Source organism: Lonepinella sp. BR2474 (assembly GCF_051851555.1).
Classification (GTDB): Bacteria; Pseudomonadota; Gammaproteobacteria; order Enterobacterales; family Pasteurellaceae; genus Lonepinella.
Genome location: NZ_JBPDVH010000002.1, coordinates 1 through 21,206 on the forward strand (window position 1 = coordinate 1; position 21,206 = coordinate 21,206).

The window sequence follows — 21,206 nt, forward strand, 5'->3', positions numbered from 1 at the left end:
TTAAGACTTCAAGTTTTATTTAATTTTTTAAAACAAGTCAATCAACAAGTGCCCACACAGATTGTCTGATAAATTGTTAAAGAACGATTTTGCTTTCGCAAATTTTATAAAATTGGTCGGCGAGATAGGATTTGAACCTACGACCCACTGGTCCCAAACCAGTTGCGCTACCAAGCTGCGCTACTCGCCGTCTGATTTACATAAAGTAAATGGGGTGGCTAATGGGATTCGAACCCACGACAACTGGAATCACAATCCAGGGCTCTACCAACTGAGCTATAGCCACCATTGTTTTTTTGTTGTTTTGCATTGACTCTGGCGCGCTCGACAAGATTCGAACTTGCGACCTTTGGCTCCGGAGGCCAACGCTCTATCCAACTGAGCTACGAACGCACACATATTGCGTTGCAACGGAGGCGTATATTAATGATTTTGCTCATTGTTGTCTAGCACTTTTTTCAAAAAATTTTAGTTTTTCTCACGTTAGCTGTTAATTTGTGCAATTTGTCTGGAATTTACTTCGGTTCAGATTATTTTATAACTTATTCGTCACATAATAATAAGCATATCGCAATAAATTTAACTGGCGTTGCCAACGTGCGGGTTGACTTAATAAACGATATAACCATTCCAAATTCAGTTTTCGCCATAATAACGGAGCCCGTTTGGTCTTACCCACCAACACATCAAAGCTCCCCCCTACCCCCATATAAAGGCAATCAGGATAAATCTGTTGTGCTTTTTGCATAAAAATCTCTTGTTTTGGCGATCCCATAGCCACCGTCACAAACTTCGCTTTAGCTTGCTTAATTCTTTCAATCACAGCCCTTTCTTCTTGTTCAGAAAAATAACCGTGCTGGCATCCCACAATATTCACTTGCTGATGCGATAATTTTTCTGCCACCTGATTCACCACATCCGCTTGTCCCCCAATCAAAAAAACTGGCACACTCAATTCTGCCGAACGTTGCAACAAGGCTTGCCATAAATCAATCCCTGCAATCCGTGTTAATTTTTGCCATTGTGGATATTTCTTTTTAATGGAAAAAACCACGCTAATGCCGTCTGCATAGTTAAATTCTGCTTGCTGAATTAAGGCGTTCACTTGGGGATTTTTAGCACAAGCAATCATTTTTTCCGCATTTATCGCAATCAATAACCCCGTTTTTATTTGCTTTTCGGAAATCAAATGATCAACCAACGCTTGCTTATTTTCAGGCACCAAAATATCTATTTCTCGAATGACGACTTTTTCCATTTTACGATTCCTTTTGCTAATCCATACGCCACGCCCCAACCTATCGTCAAAAAGACAAAACGAGAAACAAACGCATCAAACCCTTCTCGCACTAACACCGTCAAGGTAAAAATATGCGAAAAACAATAGGCTTTTAACACCGCACTTTCATCATCTTTAGCCCAACGGTACAATCCATCAAATCCTTTGACAACCAATGCAGAACCCACCGCCCCCGCCAAGATCATTGGATAGCCCCCCATAATGTAAAACGATCCTATTAAGGTCGGGGAAATCGCCAAGCCCGCATAATAATGCTTAATCTCCCAAGTAAAATAATTTGCCGTATTTAACACTAAATCAGGACGATCCGCCCATAAGGCTTTGGGAATATACACATAAAAATCCCGAATGATGGGCATTAATCCTTGATATTCAATATTTTTTGTATTAAGAATGGTAGCCAAATTTTCCCACGGCGAAAAGGTATCCCGAGTTAAGTGTAAAAAACGAAACAGCGTTTGTTCATCGTTAAAAACTAACCCATATCGCCACATTGCCAATAAAAACATGGCGAAAATACCTAAAATTGCCAACATCACTAAAGCAAACATAGAAATATAGCCCTGAGCAATGCCAATCAACACAAACAAAGCAACCGCTAACGCCAAATTTGCACGCGTGCCACCGATCACCACATAACTCAACACACCGAAAGCCACGCCTAAACACAGAAATTGCCACCAACGGCGTTTACTCGGTTGAATAAAATAAAAAATTAACAACGCTGGTAAGCAAAAATAAAAAAAACGTTTTAATGCGACTGCACTCACCTGAGCCGAGAAAATCTGATTATAGGCGGTTAATTTAAATAATAACAAGCCATTCAACCCATAAAAAATCCCCATTGCCCCTAAACTTATCGCCAATAAAATCCACATCGTAATCTTAGCTGTCAACTGCGGTGTATTTTTCTCACGTTTTTCTGGCAATAAATGGGGATAAAATTTGCCTTGATAAACCCAATAATAAAGTAAATAAAATCCCGTTGCGGTCAACAAAGTTTGGCATAAGACCACAAAAGGTGGCAATGAAATATGAAAGCCATACATCAACCCCATTGACAACGGAAAGCCTAAATAAAAGACCGATAAATAAACCAAGCTAAACAATAAATGAAAGGAAAAACCTTGCTGTTTTACATCTTGTTGTAATAAATAAAGCACCACACTTAATGACAAAATATACACGAGCGTCAACAGGATAAGTTCTGCAAATTCAAGCATTCTCTTCCCCTTGTTGTAAAATCTGCGTTAATATAGCCAACCACCCTGCAATAAAATGGGGATCAAAAAAGCCAATACTCTCTTTATCAAGTGCGGTTAATTTTTGCTGAGTTTCTCGAATCCGTTGTTCACTCACTTGATCCTGCAACAGAAACGGCACTTGATATAATTGCATATCGTCAATAAAGGTATTTTTCGGATGTAACACTACTGGCACATTAAATTGAGTTAATAAACACAAAGATCCCACCCCTTGCTGACGTTGAAAAATAAAATACGCCACATCACATTGATTAAGCAAAGCTAAATAATCTTGAAATGGCATTTTTTCGGTTAAAATTTGCACCGCACTTTGAGCAAATAATCTGGTGGCGTGAGCGGACACTTGGGCAATATAATCACCGTTATGTTCGGGATAGCCCATTGGTATAATAATCTGCACATTATTCCCAAGCTGTTGTTTTATTTGCTCCAATCCCACTAAATGACGATTAGACGGATCGCCTGAATTGCCTAATAAAATGGTGAGTTTATCGGATTTTTGCTTTTCCGTTAGCTGAAAACTGCGGTGCATTTTACTCGGAAAATACACTAAATGCCCTTGCACATTCGGATTAATATACAGTTTAAAATAAGCTAAATCCCCCTGATAACCCGCCACGGAAATTAATTTCTTTTGAATAAAACGGCGTAACGGATAAGCGAGCTTAAATTTCCATTGTTGACTATCTTCGTGTAAATCTGCCCCCCACATTTGCCAAGTGAGCCTGTCGGGTGGTAATTTGCCGAAAAAGATAGCGATCCAAAGGGGAAAATTAAATTGACCGTGTAAATAAAAATAGTTTCGTGGATCTTGTTTTGCTAACTGACAGATGGCTTGAGCAATACTTTTTTTACTGTCAAATTCCTGAATGTAAAGGCTTGGATATTGCTCTTGATACCCCTTGCCCACCACCAACACTTGCTTAATGGCTTGTTTCGGTAATTGGGGTTGCAACTGCTCCGCTAAAAAACGCAACATGGTATGATTATGATGGGGAATGGGCGAACCTAAAACGTGAATAATCTGTTTCATTTTTTACTCCCGTAATCTAACTTAAATAAAGCCCAACAAAAACCAAAATAAATCATATAGCAAAGTCCATAACCCAAGGTTGCCCCTGCGACACCCTGTTGTGCGATACCATAACTAGATAAACCAAACAATAACATTCCCTGTACCATTTCAGCACAAATATAGCGAGCAGTCGCCGCTTTGGCGAGCCATAAATAGCCAAAAACGTAACTCGCCACTTTAAACAGATCACCCACTAATTGCCAACCAAACAGATCAGACATTGGGGTAAAATCAGGGCTAAATAACAGAATGATCAAGTAATCTCTCAAAAAAAATACCAATAATGCCAGACCTAACGCCAACGGAAAAATAAAACCCAAGGCTTTTTTAACTTCTTTCTGAATCGCCGATTTATCGCTTAATTTCGCAAATGTTGGCAATAAATACACGGAAAATGCGGTGGTTAAAAGCTGTAAATAGGCATCGGAAATACGGCTTAATCCTTGCCATAAACCCACCGCACTTAAGCCTTGACTGTCGATTAATTGATTACGCAATAAAATATACACCACTGGCATAGTGCAAGCCGTCACCAAAGTCATTAGCATATAACGGCTCAATAACGCACTGATCGAGAAATCAAATTTAGGTTTCAACCATTGCCAATGCCAATGTTGCTTGAATAAGGCAATTAAACTGGGAACAACAATCAAGGCAGGAATACAAGCAAAACCGATCAATCCCCCTTGATAACCTGCGAACCATAAGCACAACAATAAGCATATTGAGCCGACCAAATTAGAAAAAATAGAACTCATCGCACAGGCTTTGGCTTGACGTTGTCCTTTTAAAATGGCGATAAAATAATTACCTAATGCCATCAAGCATTGCAATAAAGCAAGCAGTTGAATAGTTAGACTGAAATCAGTGGTTTGAAATAAAAACAAGGAAATGGGTTGAGCAAACAGCAAGCCAATCAGAGCCAACATTGCTGAAACCGACATAATCCATAGACTGCTTACGCCTAAAATGGCTTGTAACCGTTGCGAGTCCTGTTCATATTCGGCTACAAATTTGGTCACCGCATTTAAAATGCCTGCCCCTGAAAGCACGCCCAATACCGTGAGCAAGGTCATATAATTTGCTGCTTGCCCTAAACCTGCCGAACCAAAATTTAAAGCAAAGATTTTAATAACAACAAGCCCGATAATGAGCTTAATCACAACAGCGGTGGATGTCCAAAGGGTTGTACTGGTTAAGGTTGGTTTTGTGATGGTTGACATATCCGTGACCGCCTTTATTTTTGCCGTTTTTACACTGTAGCACCGCAAAAATCTAAATAAACTTGCGTTGAATTTGGCTTGATTGTAGCAAAACAAGAATGTTTCACCAAATGTACTATGATGTCCGCTTGCTGAAGTGCGGTGGAAAAATCGGTTAATTTTACCTGATCCGTTAAGCTCACAGGAAATGTCTGAATATGGGGTTCCACCGCCCAAATTTCTCCCTGATGCCATTGAGCAAGGGCTTGTGTAATTGCTAATGCTGGGCTTTCTCGCAAATCGTCCACATCGGCTTTAAAACTTAACCCTAAACAGGCGATCTTAATTTCATCAGGGCGACAATTTTTTGCCATCATCAAATCCGCCACTGCAACTTTTATTTTTTCTACTACCCAAACAGGCTTATGGTTATTCACTTCTCGGGCGGTATGGATCAATTTTGCCTGTTCTGGGGATTGTGAACAAATAAAATAGGGATCCACCGCAATACAATGTCCGCCCACGCCAACACCCGGCTGTAAAATGTCCACTCTTGGGTGATGATTCGCCAGATTAATCAATTCCCACACATCAATACCTTGTTGATCACAAATCAGCGACAATTCATTAGCAAAAGCAATATTCACATCTCGAAAACTGTTTTCCGTCAGCTTGCACATTTCGGCGGTTTTGGCATTGGTCGCAAGGCATTTACCTCGCACAAAATCTTGATAAAAATCCACCGCTCGTTGTGTGCAAGCAGGGCTTAATCCACCGATTACCCGATCATTTTGTACCAACTCTTGCATCATTTTGCTCGGCAACACTCGTTCAGGGCAATAGGCAATTTGTACATCTGCTGTATTTTGAGAGAGCAACGGAAAGCTCAAATCAGGGCGTAATTCTTGTAACCATTGAGCCACTTGTTCCGTTGTGCCGACTGGCACGGTGGATTCAATAACCACCAAATTGCCTTTTTGTAACTGGCGAGCAATTTGTTGTATGGCTTGTTGCAAATAGCTTAGATCCGCTGTCAAATCCGCTTTCAACGGTGTTGGCACAGCAATCAAAAAAATATCCGCTTTTTTCACATCTAAACTAGCGAAAAGTCGCCCCGATTGCACCGCACTTTTTAACGCATTGGCTAATTCAGGTTCGGTGCTCGTGATTTCTGCTCGTTGAATCGCACAAATTTTGCTCATATCCGTATCCATTCCATACACAATATGCCCAAGATTAGCCAAGATTACCGCTGTTGGCAAGCCAATATATCCCAATCCAATTACCGAAATTTGCTTAGTCATTTTTTACTATCTGTTTGATAAATTGAATAATCCGCTCACAAGCCTTGCCGTCACCGTACAAGGTGCTGGCTTGTGCCATTTGTTGATATTTTATTGGATTTTTTGCCAACGCATTCACGGCATTAACAATAGCTAAACATTCCACACTGACTCGTTGCACAATCCCTGAGCTTTCCGCTTCGATTCGTTCCGTCTGATCTCGCAATAATAAAACAGGTTTACCCAATGCCGTGGCCTCTTCTTGAATGCCGCCCGAATCCGTTAAAATCAAAAAGGCTTGTTGCATTAATTGCACAAAATCAACATAAGGTAACGGATCGGTTAACCGAATATTGGCTTGATGTGATAATAATTGATAAACAGGTTCTCGCACCTGTGGATTGGGGTGAACAGGAAAAATGATCTGCCAACCTTGTTGAGCCAATGCCATTAAACTGTGACACAATTGCTCAATGCCCTTGCCCCAATTTTCTCGGCGGTGCATTGTCACTAATAGGCTTTTTTGATTGGGTTCAAAAGAAAAAAATGCGGTGTTTTTTGGTGGATTTTTTTGAATCCAATGTAACGCATCAATCACCGTATTGCCTGTCACCACAATATGTTGTTCAGGATAATGCTCCGCTAATAAATGTTGTTTGGCTTGTGGTGTTGGAGCAAAATGCCAACGTGCTAACACGGATGTTAAACGGCGATTGGTTTCTTCGGGAAAAGGGGAATAAGGTTGATAAGTGCGTAAACCCGCCTCAATATGCCCCACAGGAATTTGTTGATAATAACAGGCTAAACTGGTAGCAAAAGCGGTGGTGGTATCGCCTTGTACTAACACAAGATCGGGGCGAAACTCAGTTAAAACCGACCGCACTTTTTGCAAAATTCGACAGGTTAAATCTGTCAGATCCTGTTCATTTTGCATCACATCAAGATCCATATCAGGCGTTAAATCAAACAGAGATAACACCTGATCCAGCATTTCTCGATGCTGTCCTGTGACACAAATTCGGCTGTCAAATTCCACTTGCTCCGCCAATAATTTGACTAACGGAGCCAGTTTAATGGCCTCGGGACGTGTCCCAAATACGGTTAATAGTTTAAATTTCACCATTCAGGAAATTAGCTATGATTTTTTTGTTTACGTCCAGCAAAAATTAATGCCAGTAATAACCCCAATAAGAACCCGAACGCACCGCCTACGCTGGCCCATAATAAACGATCCGGTGAGGCAACTTGCGGTTGACTGGGTGATTTCAAGTAATCAAAGGTCATTAATTGGTTATCCAAAGGTGAAACCGATTTCATCATGTTTAATTTACCTTTCCAACTTAATTCATTTTGTGCGGCATTATCGGTGCTTTGTTGGGCAGCCAAATTTACTTGATTAAACAAGGTTTTCCATTTAGCAATCAATTCATTATATAAAGATTGTTGCGTCACATAATTGGTATATTTGACAAAATTATCCAATTGCTGTGCTGCTTGTTTGGGATTATCTAAGGTTACACTGATACGATCTGGTATATGTCGATCAGGATTTCCTTCCACAAATGTCGTATTGGCAATCAGATCTTGTAAAAAGGCATTGTCTTTTTCTTCAATCCCTGTTTGGCGTTGTTTATAAAAATCTGAATTTGACCAGAATTTCGCTAAATTATCATACCCTTGCACTTGTTGTTTAAAACTGTTAAACACTATATTGGCCGTATCTTTTTGTTCTTCCGCTTTGGCTTTATTGCCACTCACTAATTGATACATATCAAATAAAGCAAAATAATTACCTAACTGTTCTACTTTCGGTTGACGTACTTCGACATCCACTTTCCACTGCTCTTTCATAGCATAACTTCCGCCATAACCTGCTACGGCAAAAAGTGCGGTAAAAAAAAGAATAAATAATGTGCTTTTTACTAATTTCATAAATTTTCCTAACTAAAAATAAATCTACATCGCAGATGTTTTTGCTTTACGCAAACGGCGACGATGACGGCGAATAAATCGGGTAATTCGCCATGCTCTTGTTATCGAATAAGAATACAAAAAGAATAACCCAATGAATAAAATAAACATCAGCCATTCATTAATATAATAAATTTCGCCTAAAATACCAAATCCTGCACAAAGTGCCGCAATAAACGTGATTAGCATAAAGGCTTGGCGGTGAGTTAAGCCGGCTCGCACCATTAAGTGATGCACGTGTAAACGGTCAGGACGAAATGGGCTTTTACCTTTACGCAAACGGCGATAAATAATCGCCACCATATCAATTAACGGAATCGCCACTAACCATAAGGCGGTCACTGGATTCATGGGATGGCCTTTGCCTTGCGTACTGAGTAACAAAATCCAAATAATCGTAAACCCAATTAACGTACTGCCACTGTCACCCATAAAAATTTTGAATTTTTTGCCAAAAGGAATACACAGATTAAACATGGCATAGGGCATAATCGCCACAATTAAGGCAAAGCACCAACGAGCCAGATCGTGTTGATTATCCATATACATGAGAATCCCCACGCCAGCAAAAGCCACGCTAGACAAGCCACCGAGTAAGCCGTCAATACCGTCAATCATATTAAAGGCATTAATAATCGCAATGGTCGCAAATACCGTAATCACCACGCCAATCCAACCGAGCGTCACGGTAAACGGCCCAATAATTTGACCTAAATGATCAAGGGATAAACGCCCATAATAGATCATAAATACCGCCAATATGGCTTGGATCCCAGCTCGCAAGAAAGGGCTAATATCATAGCGATCATCTAAGATCCCAATCGCTAACAACACAAAAACGCTAAATAAATACAGTTGCGGTAACTTGGTTTGATCCCATTGTAATAGGTAAAAACACAGGTTGCCCATAAACAGCGAAATCCCGCCAATTAAAGGAATGGCTCCCTGATGACGTTTGCGATAATTGGGTTTATCCACTAATCCTACCGCAATAGCAATCGGACGCATCACAACAATTGTCAGAAAAGATGCGAAAAATGTTAACAGTAAATCTAACCACATGTCCTTTATTTGCCTTATTCAAGCTACACCTAAAAAATATTGCAAAGCATAGCATTAATCAGCGTTGATTGCAGAATATTTTTATAAAAAAGCGAAATTTAGACAGAAAATACAGTACAATAGTTCCATCTAAGTAATGATAAAGGAAAAATTATGTCAAATTCAACCGCACTTTTTTCTCGTGCAGAACGGGTGATTCCGGGGGGCGTCAATTCACCGGTTCGAGCCTTTAAAGGCGTAGGTGGCACGCCCGTATTTATTCAAAAAGCCGCAGGTGCTTATATTACCGACACCGACGGCAAGCAATATATTGATTATGTGGGATCGTGGGGGCCAATGGTGCTCGGCCATAATCACCCGGCGATTATTGATGCCGTGTTAAAAGCGGTGCCAAATGGATTAAGTTTTGGGGCACCCACAGAGGGCGAAATCACCCTTGCGGAATTAGTCTGTAAACTCATGCCGTCGATTGAATTAGTGCGAATGGTCAGTTCAGGCACTGAAGCGACCATGTCGGCGATTCGTTTAGCTCGTGGCTATACTGGACGAGATAAAATTATCAAATTTGAAGGTTGCTATCATGGTCATTCCGATGCGTTATTAGTCAAAGCCGGATCAGGGGCGTTAACGCTCGGACAACCCAGTTCCCCTGGTGTACCAGAAGATTTTGCGAAACATACTTTAACTTGCACTTACAATGATCTGGAGTCGGTCAAACAAGCCTTTGAGCAATATCCTCATGAGATTGCTTGTTTAATTATTGAACCGGTAGCCGGCAATATGAACTGTGTTCCACCGAAAGACGGCTTTTTACAAGGTTTACGTCAACTTTGCGATCAGTACGGCACTGTGTTCATTATTGACGAAGTGATGACCGGTTTCCGTGTGGCGTTATCCGGTGCTCAATCTTACTACGGTGTCACCCCCGATTTAACCTGTTTAGGCAAAATTATTGGTGGCGGTATGCCTGTGGGGGCCTTTGGTGGTAAGCGAGAAATTATGCAATACATTGCCCCAACTGGCCCTGTTTATCAAGCCGGTACGCTGTCTGGCAACCCGATTGCCATGGCCGCAGGATTAGCTTGCTTAACGGAATTAAGTAAAACGGGCAATGAAGAAAAATTGGCCCAGAAAACCGCCAAATTAGCCAACGGCTTAAAGGCTCTTGCAGACAAGCACGGCGTACCATTCCAAGTGCAATATGTGGGCGGTATGTTCGGTTTATTCTTCACTGAACAGCAAGAAATTTGCAACTTCCAACAAGTGATGCAATGTGATGCCACAACATTTAACCGATTCTTCCATTTTATGTTAGCACAAGGGATTTATCTTGCCCCCTCTGCTTATGAAGCAGGTTTTATGTCCTTGGCTCATTCGGACGAAGATATTGACCGCACTTTAGTGGCTGCAGATAAGGCTTTTGCACAATTAGCCCAATCACATTAAACGAAAAAAGGGCTAACCCGAAAGTTAGCCCCTCCCCTCCTTGGTAATATCACTCATTAAACGCTTGTTTAATTTGTGCTGTGCCTAAATGCCCTGGAATCACTTTTTGAACATTTAAATCCTGATCAATCACCACACTTGACGGATAGCCTCGCACTTTCGTACGTTTAAGCACTTCGCCACTTTCATCAAGCAAGACCACAATATTTTTATATTCCAGTCCTTTATACCACTCAATAAATTTCTCGGTGGATTTTTCACCTTTTTGATCAGGGGAAACAATAGTGACGACGTTAAAACCGTTATTTTGATCCGCACTTAACTCGTCAATTTCTGCCAGCCCAGCCAAACAAATCGGACACCAAGAGGCCCACATTTTGACATAGAGTGGTTTGCCTTGATATTGTGCTAAGGTCACGGACTGATTATTTAAATCTTTAAATTGGATATCTTTCAATGTGGTTTCTCCTGCTGCAAATGAATTCACACTCAATAACATAAACACTAACGCAAATAATTTTTTCATGATTTAATTTTTCCTTATATGATTTTACATAAAGATATGTAAATTATTGGTAATTAATAAAATACCCATTAAAATGATTAATATTCCACCCACCATTTTAAATTTGTTTAAATGTTTATTCATGGATTTTGCTTTTTTCAATAAACTCTCCGAGAAGAAAGAAAACACAATAAAGGGGGTGGCTAACCCTAACACATAAACAAACATCATGGCGGCACCGTATAACGCGGATCCATCGTTGCTGGATAAGGCCAAAATCGAGGCTAATACAGGACCAATACAAGGTGTCCAACCAAGGCTAAAGGTTAATCCTAACACAAAGGCTTCAAGGGAGGCACTTTTACCGCTGGTTTTGATTTCCACCAATTTGGTTCGCTCTAAGGCATGAATTTTGAAAATACCTAATTGGTGTACGCCCAAAATCACCACGATAATACCGGCAATAATTCGGGTGGTATCGTTAAACAACACATCACCTAAAAAACCAAAGCCAAAGCCCAATCCAACGAATGTCAAGGATAAGCCCAACACAAACAAGAATGTGTTGAGAATCTTTTTCCCGCCTTTACTCAAAATACCAAAATAAATCGGCACAATGGGGAAAATACAAGGCGAAAGAAACGATAACAAGCCTGCCAGAAAAACGCTACTAATTACTAATTGCTGATCAAACATCTTATTTCACCAACCCCATTAAATAGCCATAATGTTGTTTTTCCATTTGATTAAAGGGAATAAACTTAATCGAGGCACTGTTGATGCAATAACGTAAACCGCCTTTGTCTTTCGGGCCATCATCAAACACGTGACCTAAATGGGCTTTTCCACTGCGACTCAACACTTCGGTTCGGTGCATATTAAAGCTGTTATCATCGGCATAAGTGACGACATCCTTGTCAATCGGTTGGGTAAAGCTAGGCCAACCACAGCCCGATTCAAACTTATCCGTAGAAGAAAATAACGGCTCACCGGTGGTGACATCCACATAAATACCCGGTTCAAAATTATTCCAATATTCATTGCTAAAGGAACGCTCAGTATTTTTCTTTTGCGTCACGCTGTATTGTAACGGCGTTAATTTGGCTTTTAATTCTTCATCGCTCGGTTTTGGATAATCTTTGGGATCAATAATAATATTGTTCGCCTGTTCCAAATCAATATGACAGTAACCATTTGGATTTTTCTTTAAATAATCCTGATGATAATCTTCCGCCAAAATATAATGTTTCAACGGCTCGACTTCCACCTGAATTTTATCTTTATGTTTGGCTTGCTCCGCTTGAATGGCCGCTAAAATAATCGCTTTATCTTGTTCATTTTGATAATAAATCCCTGTACGATATTGACGACCACGGTCATTGCCTTGTTTATTTACGCTAGTGGGATCAATCACTTGGAAATAATATTTCAATAGTTTATCTAATGACACCAAATTGGCATCATAGGTCACATGCACGGTTTCCGCATGATCGGTACCGCCAATTAAACGGTAACTGGTTTGTTCCGTTTTCCCATTGGCATAACCTGAGGTGGCATCTTTCACGCCGTAAATTCTTTCCATATAGGCTTCGATACCCCAGAAACAACCACCGGCTAAATAAATTTCACGAATATCTTGTTGTTGAGTTTGTTGCATTGTGTTGTCCATCTTTTTCATCTCCGTCATAGGTTTACTCATGCTATCTGCGACACTGATTTGGCTCATTGCCATCGCTGACATAAAAAGTAAAGATAATTTTCCGTATTTCATGTTTTTCTCCTTGTAAATCGGCTAAAAAATTTGCCTTGCATTACATTAGTCGTGATAAAAACAAAATCCTTACAAAAAATTTCATTTTTTTATAAAAAAATACCGCACTTGATTAACTTTAAATCAAAGTGCGGTATTTTTCTAATAAAATTTTAACTACTTGGTCATGCGTTTATACTTAATCCGATGCGGTTGGGTCGCCGCCTCGCCTAAGGTTTTCTTTTTCCATTCTTCGTAGTCGGTAAAGTTACCTTCGTAGAACGTCACTTTGCCCTCATCGCCGTAGTCCAAAATATGGGTGGCGATACGGTCTAAGAACCAACGGTCGTGGGAAATCACCATCGCACAACCTGGGAACTCAAGAATGGCATTTTCTAAGGCACGCAAGGTTTCTACGTCTAAGTCATTGGTCGGTTCGTCCAATAACAATACATTGCCACCACGTTGTAGCAGTTTAGCTAAATGCAAACGACCACGCTCACCGCCTGATAATTCGCCGACTCGTTTTTGCTGATCGACACCTTTAAAGTTAAAACGCCCCACATAAGCACGGCTTGGAATTTCGAAGTTACCGATAGTTAAAATATCCTGTCCGTTAGACACTTCTTCCCACACGGTTTTTTTGTCGTCCATCGCATCACGGAATTGATCCACAGACGCTAGGGTCACCGTTTCTCCTAAGGTAATGGAACCGCTATCAGGCTGTTCTTTGCCTGACAACATACGGAATAAAGTAGATTTCCCTGCCCCATTTGCCCCGATAATCCCCACAATCGCTCCTTTTGGAATACTGAATGATAAATCATCAATTAAGGTACGATCACCATAGGATTTGGTTAAATGTTCCACTTCGATCACTTTATCCCCTAAACGTGGACCAGGTGGAATAAAGAGTTCGTTGGTTTCATTACGTTTTTGATATTCGCCTGAATTTAATTCTTCAAAACGTGCCATACGTGCTTTACTTTTCGCTTGACGACCTTTTGGATTTTGGCGAACCCATTCTAATTCTTTTTCAATAGATTTTTGACGTGCGGACTCGGTGGCTTGCTCTTGGGCTAAACGTTTTTCTTTTTGTTCTAACCAAGAAGAATAATTACCCTCCCATGGAATACCCTCACCACGGTCAAGCTCTAAGATCCAACCTGCGACGTTATCCAAGAAATAACGGTCATGGGTAATTGCCACCACAGTACCTTCATAATCATGTAAGAAACGTTCTAACCACGCTACGGATTCAGCGTCTAAGTGGTTGGTTGGTTCGTCTAATAACAACATATCGGGTTTTTCGAGCAATAAACGACACAATGCTACACGGCGACGTTCGCCCCCTGAAAGATGTTCAATTTTTGATTCCCATTCTGGCAAACGTAATGCGTCAGCCGCACGCTCTAACTGGTTATCTAAATTATGTCCATCATGTGCTTGAATAATGGCCTCTAAATTAGCTTGTTCCGCCGCAAGTTTGTCAAAATCCGCATCAGGATCGGCATATAAGGCATACACTTCATCTAAACGAGTTAACGCATTTTTCACTTCCGAAACCGCTTCTTCAATGGCTTCACGCACAGTTTGTTGCGGATCTAATTTTGGTTCTTGCGGAAGATAACCGATTTTAATCCCTGGTTGTGGACGAGCTTCCCCCTCAAATTCTTTATCTACGCCAGCCATAATGCGTAATAAGGTGGATTTACCTGCACCGTTTAAACCAAGAACCCCGATTTTCGCCCCAGGGAAAAAGCTCAAGGAAATATCTTTCAAAATATGACGTTTCGGCGGCACAACCTTGCCTACTCGGTGCATAGTGAAAACGAATTGTGATGACATTTTTTATTCTCTTGTTGTCTATTTAAATATCGTAGGGGCGTATTGCATACGCCCCAAAATCTCGTTTGTGTATCAGGGCGTATGCAATACGCCCCTACACGGTCATTGGAAAATTATTTTCCAATGACTTCCAATCCGCCCATATAAGAACGTAATACTTCTGGCACGGTAATGGAACCATCGGCATTTTGATAATTTTCTAATACAGCAACTAAGGTACGCCCCACCGCCAAACCTGAACCATTTAAAGTATGTACTAAACGAGTTTTCTTATCACTTTTCGCACGGCAACGGGCTTGCATACGGCGAGCTTGGAAATCCCACATATTAGAACAAGATGAAATTTCACGATAGGTATTTTGAGCAGGTACCCAAACTTCCAAATCATAGGTTTTGCACGAACCGAAGCCCATATCACCGGTACAAAGCAACACTTTACGATACGGCAAATTCAATAATTGCAAGACTTTTTCCGCATGACCGGTTAATTCTTCTAAGGCTTGCATGGAGGTTTCAGGTTCAACAATTTGGACTAATTCGACTTTGTCAAATTGGTGCATACGAATTAAACCACGAGTATCACGGCCATAAGATCCCGCCTCGGAACGGAAACAAGGCGTATGTGCGGTCATTTTTAACGGTAATTGTTCGGTGTCAAGAATTTCACCACGCACTAAATTGGTCACTGGTACTTCGGCGGTTGGAATTAAGGCGTAAGGGACTTCCCCCTCCAATGGTTTGGTGTGAAATAAATCTTCACCAAATTTTGGTAATTGCCCTGTACCATACAAAGTATCGTGATTGACTAAATAAGGCACATAAGCCTCTGTATAGCCGTGTTGTTCGGTATGTAAGTCCAGCATAAATTGAGCTAAGGCACGGTGCATTTTAGCAATTTGGCCTTTCATCACTGCAAATCTTGCTCCGCTTAATTTCACCCCAGCGGCAAAATCTAAACTGCCGTTAAGTTGTTCACCCAAGGTCACATGATCTTTCACCTCAAAATCAAATTGACGTGGCGTTCCCCAGCGTGAAATTTCTTTATTTTCGCTATCGTCTTTGCCTAATGGCACTTCGTCTGCCGGCAAATTTGGAATGGTCAATGCCAAGGTATTTAATTCCGCTAACACATCATCCAATAAACCTTTCGCTTGAGCCAGTTCAATCCCCATGCTATCCACATCTTGCATTAAGGATTCAATATTTTCACCACGTGCTTTGGCCGCACCAATGGCTTTTGATCTGGTATTACGTTCTGCTTGTAAGGTTTCGGTTTTAACCTGTAATGCTTTGCGTTGTTCTTCTAATTCGGTGACTTTTGCCACATCCAAATCAAAATTACGTTTTAATTTTAATAATTGTGCTGTTTCCGCAATATTATTGCGTAATAAATTCGGATCGATCATTTTTTCTTCCTTAAATTAATACGGTAAACATGACTTTCATTCTATAACGAATTAGTGAGAATTTCCATTATTTCCACCGCACTTTATTGCTTTTATTATCCTGTTGTTGTAACCAATCTAATTTTTCTTTTATTTTAACTTCCATACCGCGGTTGGTTGGAAAATAGAATTGGGTATCTTTTAATGGCTCAGGGAAATAATCCTCCCCAGCAGCATAGGCATTGGGTTCATCATGGGCATAACGGTATTCTGCCCCTAACCCCATTTCTTTCATTAAATTCGTTGGGGCATTGCGTAAATGCTCGGGGACATCATAATCTGGTGCTTGTTTTGCCAATGCTTTAGCTTGATTAAATGCCTGATACACCGCATTGCTTTTCGGAGCCACCGCTAAATAGACAATGGCTTGGGCAATGGCTCGCTCTCCCTCTGCAGCACCGACTCGAGTAAAACAATCCCATGCGGCCAACGCCACTTGCATTGCACGGGGATCGGCATTGCCCACATCTTCTGATGCAATGGCTAACAAACGACGAGCCACATATAAAGGATCACTGCCAGCCGTAATAATCCGTGCATACCAATATAACGCCGCATCAGGTGCTGAGCCACGTACGGATTTATGCAACGCCGAAATTAAATCATAAAAACGGTCGCCCTGTTTATCAAAACGAGCTTGCCGTTCGCCTAGCACTTCGGTTAATAAAGTGCGGTGTAAAATCTTGCCATTTTTCTGATCTTCATCTGCCATATCCACCATTAATTCGAGACAATTCAAGGCTAAACGAGCATCACCATTGACATATTCTGCCAACAAGGCTAGCAAATTCTCTTCGATTTTTAACCGCAGTTTACCGAGTCCACGCTCAGGATCATCAATGGCTTGTTGTAATACTTGTTGAATATCATGCTTATCTAGGGATTTTAAAATATACACTCTGGCACGAGATAGCAAGGCACTATTCAATTCAAAAGACGGATTTTCCGTCGTGGCGCCGATAAAAATAATGGTGCCATTTTCAATATGGGGGAGAAACGCATCTTGCTGACTTTTGTTAAAACGATGTACTTCATCCACAAATAAAATGGTACGGCGATCATTAAGTTGATTCTGTTTCGCTCGTTCAATAGCCTCTCGAATTTCTTTGACGCCACTGGTCACGGCGGAAAGACGTTCTACTTCAGCATGAATACGGTGAGCGATAATTTCTGCTAAGGTCGTTTTACCTGTGCCTGGTGGCCCCCATAAAATCATGGAATGGGCATGTCCCGCCTCAATGGCTTTACGTAAAGGTTTGCCTTGACCAATTAAATGTTGCTGACCGCAATATTCATCTAACGTGCGTGGTCGCATACGTGCGGCAAGGGGGCGGAAATCGGTATTGGAGAAATCGAGATTGAGATTGGACATGAGCATCCTTTAAAATTGCTTTACCCTCACCCTAGCCCTCTCCCAAAGGGAGAGGGGACAGAATAAGGGATGATTTCATTTTATTATTTACCCTAACATATTCCCTCTCCTTTTGGGAGAGGGGACAGAATAAGGGATGATTTCATTTTATTATTTACCCTAACATGTTCCCTCTCCCTTTGGGAGAGGGGACAGAATGAGGGATGATTTCATTTTATTATTTACCCTAACATGTTCCCTCTCCCTTTGGGAGAGGGCTAGGGTGAGGGTATAAAGTCTTATTTTTTCTTTTTATTCCGTTGATCATCAAATTCAGCCCCTTTCGGTACGCTAAATTGGAAAACCGTATCAGCAATATTATCATTACGAATATTGCGTAAAATATAAAGATTGGATTGACCATCTTTTTCAATGGTACTGAACCCTTTCAATATGCCATTTCCGTCAATTCGCACATCAAATTGTTTAATATTGCTACTTTTCGCTTTCGGTTTTAACACAAAGGTATCGGCATTTTGCACCACGTTATACTGTTGCCAATGGCTGTTATCATTGCTGGTTAATAACACAAACGGCGTATTATTCACGGCTTCAGTAACCCAATTAGCGGTCACTTGTTCCACAAAAGGATCGTAGAACCACAAGGTTTTACCGTCAGAAATAATTTGGCTTTCTTGCGGTGCTTGGGTATCCATACGGAATAAATTTGGGCGTTTAATTTGCAATTTACCCGAACCCTGTTGCACTTGTTTACCATTGGCAGAACTCACATTTTGATTAAATTCGGCAGTGAACATTTGCACTTTTTGCAAACGTGATTGTAATTCACTCGCCGCATCCGCCAACGCAAAAGGCGTCGCCAAGGCGAAAGCCAACAGTGCGGTGATTTTTTGTGATATTTTTTTCATTTTACTTTCCTTTTTAATAATCTGGCGTGCGTGCCAATAATTCACGTTTACCGTTACGCATTTCGGATACAATACCTTGTTCTTCCAGTTGATCCATTAAATTTGCTGCACGGTTAAAGCCAATTTTTAATCGACGTTGAATAAATGACGTAGAGGTCATACCTGTATTCACCACGATCTCAACGGCTTTGTCAAACAGCGGATCCAATTCTTCGCTACTGGTAGCAAATCCGTCATCCTCTCCGCCCTCATTATCCTCAGCACTTTCTAAAATCGACGAAATATAATTCGGTTTGCCTCTGGCTCGCCAGTCATCCGCTACACGAGACACTTCATCATCCGACATATAGGCGCCATGTACACGCACTAAATCCGTGGTGCCATTCCCCAAATAAAGCATGTCCCCCATGCCTAATAATGCCTCGGCGCCATTTTGATCGAGAATGGTACGAGAGTCATTACGTTGCACTACGGTAAAGGCAATACGGCTTGGGATATTGGATTTAATCAACCCCGTAATGACATCTACCGATGGACGTTGTGTAGCCAAAATAACATGGATCCCCACAGCACGAGCTTTTTGGGTTAAACGAGCAATTAATTCTTCGATCTGTTTACCCACTTGCATCATTAAATCAGCAAACTCATCCACTATGACAACAATATAGTTCATTCGTTCTAATAATGGGGCTGTGCTGTCTAACGTATCACCGGGTTTCCAAAGTGGATCGGGAATGCCGATACCTTGTTCACGGTAGCTATCAAGGCGTTCATTAAAGCCCTCAATATTTCGTACTCGTAGTTGTGACAACAGTTGATAACGACGTTCCATTTCATCCACACACCAACGCAACGCATTGGCGGCTTTCTTCATGTCCGTCACGACTTCGGTTAATAAATGCGGAATATCGTTATAGATGGACAATTCCACCACTTTCGGGTCGATCATAATAAATTTGACTTCTTCCGGTTTCACACGGAAAAGCAAACTTAAAATCATGGTGTTGATCCCAACCGATTTTCCTGACCCCGTAGAACCCGCCACCAATAAATGTGGCGTTTTGGCTAAATCAATCACAATCGGCATGCCGCTAATATCTTTGCCTAATGCCATAGGTAATAAGGCTTTGCTATTGCGGAACTCGTCGCTGTCTAGCACATCTCGTAATGGTACGATTTGGCGTTTTTCATTGGGCGTTTCAATACCAATATAAGGTTTCCCTGGAATACTTTCCGTGACCCGAATCGCTTTAAACATCAACGCTCGAGCTAAATCCGTATCAATTCGACTGACGGCGGAGGCTTTGACACCCGGTAATAATTCCAGTTCATAACGCGTGACCACTGGCCCGACTAACACATCTTTCACCGTGGCTTTAATTTTAAAATTCTGTAATTGTTGCTCAATCCGTTTTGAGGTATCGAAAATTTGTTGTTCCGAAATATCTTGGGCTTGTATCACCCGTTTATCTAACAAATCTAACAAAGGTAAATCGGTAGTGGGTTTTTCTTTAGGCGTATGATCGCCATATAATTCCACCAATTTATCAATCGGAATCGTACGCAAACCATTTTGCATTTTTTCTTCTTCAGCTTCTTCTGGATCTTCTACTTCAATAGAAATATCATCAGGCTGATTCGCTAAATGCACGCTTAATTGTTGAGCCTGCTCTAAACGTTGCCGTTCTTTTTCTGCCTCTTGTTGAGCAAACTGTTCGGCTAATTCGGCAGAAAGATCGTCTAATCCCTCATTTTCAATTGGCATTAACGGTTTTGCTGGTGTCAGCTTAACTTCCGGTATCACCGGCGTCGGCGTTTCTTGCGGCAATGTCACATTTAATCCATTTTCCGTTAAGAAATCGGGTCGATTGATGTTGTCATCTTTTGTCACTTGGGAGGGTAATACAACATTGATCTCCGTTGTTTCTACACCATTCGGTTGGGCAATTTTCACTTCAGGTAAAGTTGGGTTTTCAAATTCAATCGGCTTAAATACATCATCTCCCACAAAACCCGCCGTGGTGTCCTCGTACGCTGTTTGCGTATGTTGTGGATCCGTCACGCTTCCACCTAAACCCGAAATATGGATCGGTTGCACTGTTTCTATTTCAGTATTATCTTCCTCTTGAGGTGCCGAGGCTTGAACAGAAATGTCGTTCAGTTCTTCTTCATTTTCTGCGGTTATCTCCTCAACAGGCTCCTCATTTTTCACCGTTAACCAGTTATAAAAACGTACCACTAAACGAATCAAAGAGGCGCCAGAACAAAAAATGAACCCTAAAATACTGAACAGGACGCCAAACAGGAGTAAACCAAACTTACCCAATAATGGGAGCATATATTTCGCCAACACCCCACCCAGTACACCGCCGGCTAAATGGTCGCTCGTATGCGGGAGTAACATGGCAGACAATGCCGTCAAGCCAAGCATTAACAGAACAAAACCAAACATACGTAAGGAAAAGCGTGTCCAAGTCAAGCTATCTACTCGTTTAGTACGAATAAAATAAATCGGGGCAATACAGAGTAAGAAAGGTAATAAATGACCAACATAGCCAAATAGCACAAAAAAGAGATCGATTATCCAAGCACCCAAACGCCCAGCTTTGTTGATCACCTCATCTTGATAACTTACCACGGACCAAGCATTGTCAAAGGAACTATAACTCGACCATGCAATAATCAAATAAAAGCCGAAAAGTGCGGTCAATCCAAATAAAACTTCCACCAAATAATGGGTTGGTGAAAAGCCGTCTGTTATTTTTCTAATCATA

Annotated in this window: 17 protein-coding genes and 3 tRNA genes; 1 reads left to right on the forward strand and 19 read right to left on the reverse strand. The window is 41.1% G+C overall.

Annotated features, from left to right (window positions below):
* Positions 1-113 precede the first annotated feature (113 nt).
* From ACTG7Q_RS02765 to wecA, 11 genes are all read right to left on the reverse strand, one after another.
* Positions 114-190, reverse strand: a tRNA-Pro gene (locus tag ACTG7Q_RS02765).
* A 20-nt stretch (positions 191-210) separates the two neighbouring features.
* Positions 211-286: transfer RNA gene (locus ACTG7Q_RS02770), tRNA-His, on the reverse strand.
* Between the two features lie 30 nt (positions 287-316).
* Positions 317-393, reverse strand: a tRNA-Arg gene (locus ACTG7Q_RS02775).
* A gap of 142 nt (positions 394-535) precedes the next feature.
* Entirely contained in the window at positions 536-1,258 is a 723-nt protein-coding gene (gene wecG / locus ACTG7Q_RS02780; RefSeq protein ID WP_439240656.1) for a lipopolysaccharide N-acetylmannosaminouronosyltransferase, read from the reverse strand.
* Positions 1,231-2,523: a WzyE family oligosaccharide polymerase gene (locus ACTG7Q_RS02785; protein ID WP_439240658.1), complete on the reverse strand. Its 1,293-nt coding sequence runs from the start codon at positions 2,521-2,523 to the stop codon at positions 1,231-1,233. Before ACTG7Q_RS02785 ends, wecG begins: the two co-directional genes overlap by 28 nt.
* Positions 2,516-3,598, reverse strand: coding sequence for a TDP-N-acetylfucosamine:lipid II N-acetylfucosaminyltransferase (locus tag ACTG7Q_RS02790; RefSeq protein WP_439240660.1), 1,083 nt, complete (start codon positions 3,596-3,598; stop codon positions 2,516-2,518). The genes ACTG7Q_RS02785 and ACTG7Q_RS02790 overlap by 8 nt, the downstream gene beginning before the upstream one ends.
* The gene (gene wzxE / locus ACTG7Q_RS02795; protein WP_439240662.1) at positions 3,595-4,863 is read right to left on the reverse strand and encodes a lipid III flippase WzxE; all 1,269 of its coding nucleotides are present in this window, start codon (positions 4,861-4,863) and stop codon (positions 3,595-3,597) included. The genes ACTG7Q_RS02790 and wzxE overlap by 4 nt, the downstream gene beginning before the upstream one ends.
* Before the next feature lie 29 nt (positions 4,864-4,892).
* A complete protein-coding gene (gene wecC / locus ACTG7Q_RS02800) occupies positions 4,893-6,146 on the reverse strand; it encodes a UDP-N-acetyl-D-mannosamine dehydrogenase (RefSeq protein WP_439240664.1) in 1,254 nt (417 codons plus the stop codon).
* A complete protein-coding gene (gene wecB, locus ACTG7Q_RS02805; RefSeq protein WP_439240666.1) occupies positions 6,139-7,248 on the reverse strand; it encodes a non-hydrolyzing UDP-N-acetylglucosamine 2-epimerase in 1,110 nt (369 codons plus the stop codon). Before wecB ends, wecC begins: the two co-directional genes overlap by 8 nt.
* Before the next feature lie 8 nt (positions 7,249-7,256).
* Positions 7,257-8,057, reverse strand: coding sequence for a chain-length determining protein (locus tag ACTG7Q_RS02810; protein ID WP_439240668.1), 801 nt, complete (start codon positions 8,055-8,057; stop codon positions 7,257-7,259).
* Positions 8,058-8,081: 24 nt separating this feature from the next.
* On the reverse strand, positions 8,082-9,158 hold the full coding sequence (gene wecA / locus ACTG7Q_RS02815) for a UDP-N-acetylglucosamine--undecaprenyl-phosphate N-acetylglucosaminephosphotransferase (protein WP_439240671.1): 1,077 nt from the start codon (positions 9,156-9,158) through the stop codon (positions 8,082-8,084).
* Positions 9,159-9,311: 153 nt separating this feature from the next.
* On the opposite strand from wecA, the gene hemL reads away from it, so the two are divergent.
* Complete coding sequence (hemL, locus tag ACTG7Q_RS02820) at positions 9,312-10,604, forward strand: glutamate-1-semialdehyde 2,1-aminomutase (RefSeq protein ID WP_439240673.1); 1,293 nt, start codon at positions 9,312-9,314, stop codon at positions 10,602-10,604.
* A gap of 49 nt (positions 10,605-10,653) precedes the next feature.
* Here the strand turns inward: hemL and ACTG7Q_RS02825 are convergent, their stop codons facing one another.
* The 8 genes from ACTG7Q_RS02825 to ACTG7Q_RS02860 form a co-directional block, all read right to left on the reverse strand.
* A complete protein-coding gene (locus ACTG7Q_RS02825; protein WP_439240675.1) occupies positions 10,654-11,130 on the reverse strand; it encodes a redoxin family protein in 477 nt (158 codons plus the stop codon).
* Between the two features lie 24 nt (positions 11,131-11,154).
* The gene (locus tag ACTG7Q_RS02830; protein ID WP_439240677.1) at positions 11,155-11,805 is read right to left on the reverse strand and encodes a cytochrome c biogenesis protein CcdA; all 651 of its coding nucleotides are present in this window, start codon (positions 11,803-11,805) and stop codon (positions 11,155-11,157) included.
* A 1-nt stretch (position 11,806) separates the two neighbouring features.
* Positions 11,807-12,880, reverse strand: a complete 1,074-nt coding sequence (msrB, locus tag ACTG7Q_RS02835) for a peptide-methionine (R)-S-oxide reductase MsrB (protein WP_439240679.1) — start codon at positions 12,878-12,880, stop codon at positions 11,807-11,809.
* A 156-nt stretch (positions 12,881-13,036) separates the two neighbouring features.
* Positions 13,037-14,707 carry an energy-dependent translational throttle protein EttA gene (ettA, locus tag ACTG7Q_RS02840; RefSeq protein ID WP_439240681.1) on the reverse strand — a complete coding sequence of 557 codons (1,671 nt, stop codon included), beginning with the start codon at positions 14,705-14,707 and terminating at the stop codon, positions 13,037-13,039.
* A 113-nt stretch (positions 14,708-14,820) separates the two neighbouring features.
* Positions 14,821-16,113 carry a serine--tRNA ligase gene (gene serS, locus ACTG7Q_RS02845; RefSeq protein ID WP_439240683.1) on the reverse strand — a complete coding sequence of 431 codons (1,293 nt, stop codon included), beginning with the start codon at positions 16,111-16,113 and terminating at the stop codon, positions 14,821-14,823.
* 67 nt (positions 16,114-16,180) lie between these two features.
* A complete protein-coding gene (locus ACTG7Q_RS02850) occupies positions 16,181-17,524 on the reverse strand; it encodes a replication-associated recombination protein A (RefSeq protein ID WP_439240686.1) in 1,344 nt (447 codons plus the stop codon).
* A gap of 278 nt (positions 17,525-17,802) precedes the next feature.
* Positions 17,803-18,432 carry an outer membrane lipoprotein chaperone LolA gene (gene lolA / locus ACTG7Q_RS02855; RefSeq protein WP_439240689.1) on the reverse strand — a complete coding sequence of 210 codons (630 nt, stop codon included), beginning with the start codon at positions 18,430-18,432 and terminating at the stop codon, positions 17,803-17,805.
* A gap of 13 nt (positions 18,433-18,445) precedes the next feature.
* Positions 18,446-21,205 carry a DNA translocase FtsK gene (locus ACTG7Q_RS02860; protein WP_439240692.1) on the reverse strand — a complete coding sequence of 920 codons (2,760 nt, stop codon included), beginning with the start codon at positions 21,203-21,205 and terminating at the stop codon, positions 18,446-18,448.
* Position 21,206: the final 1 nt, after the last annotated feature.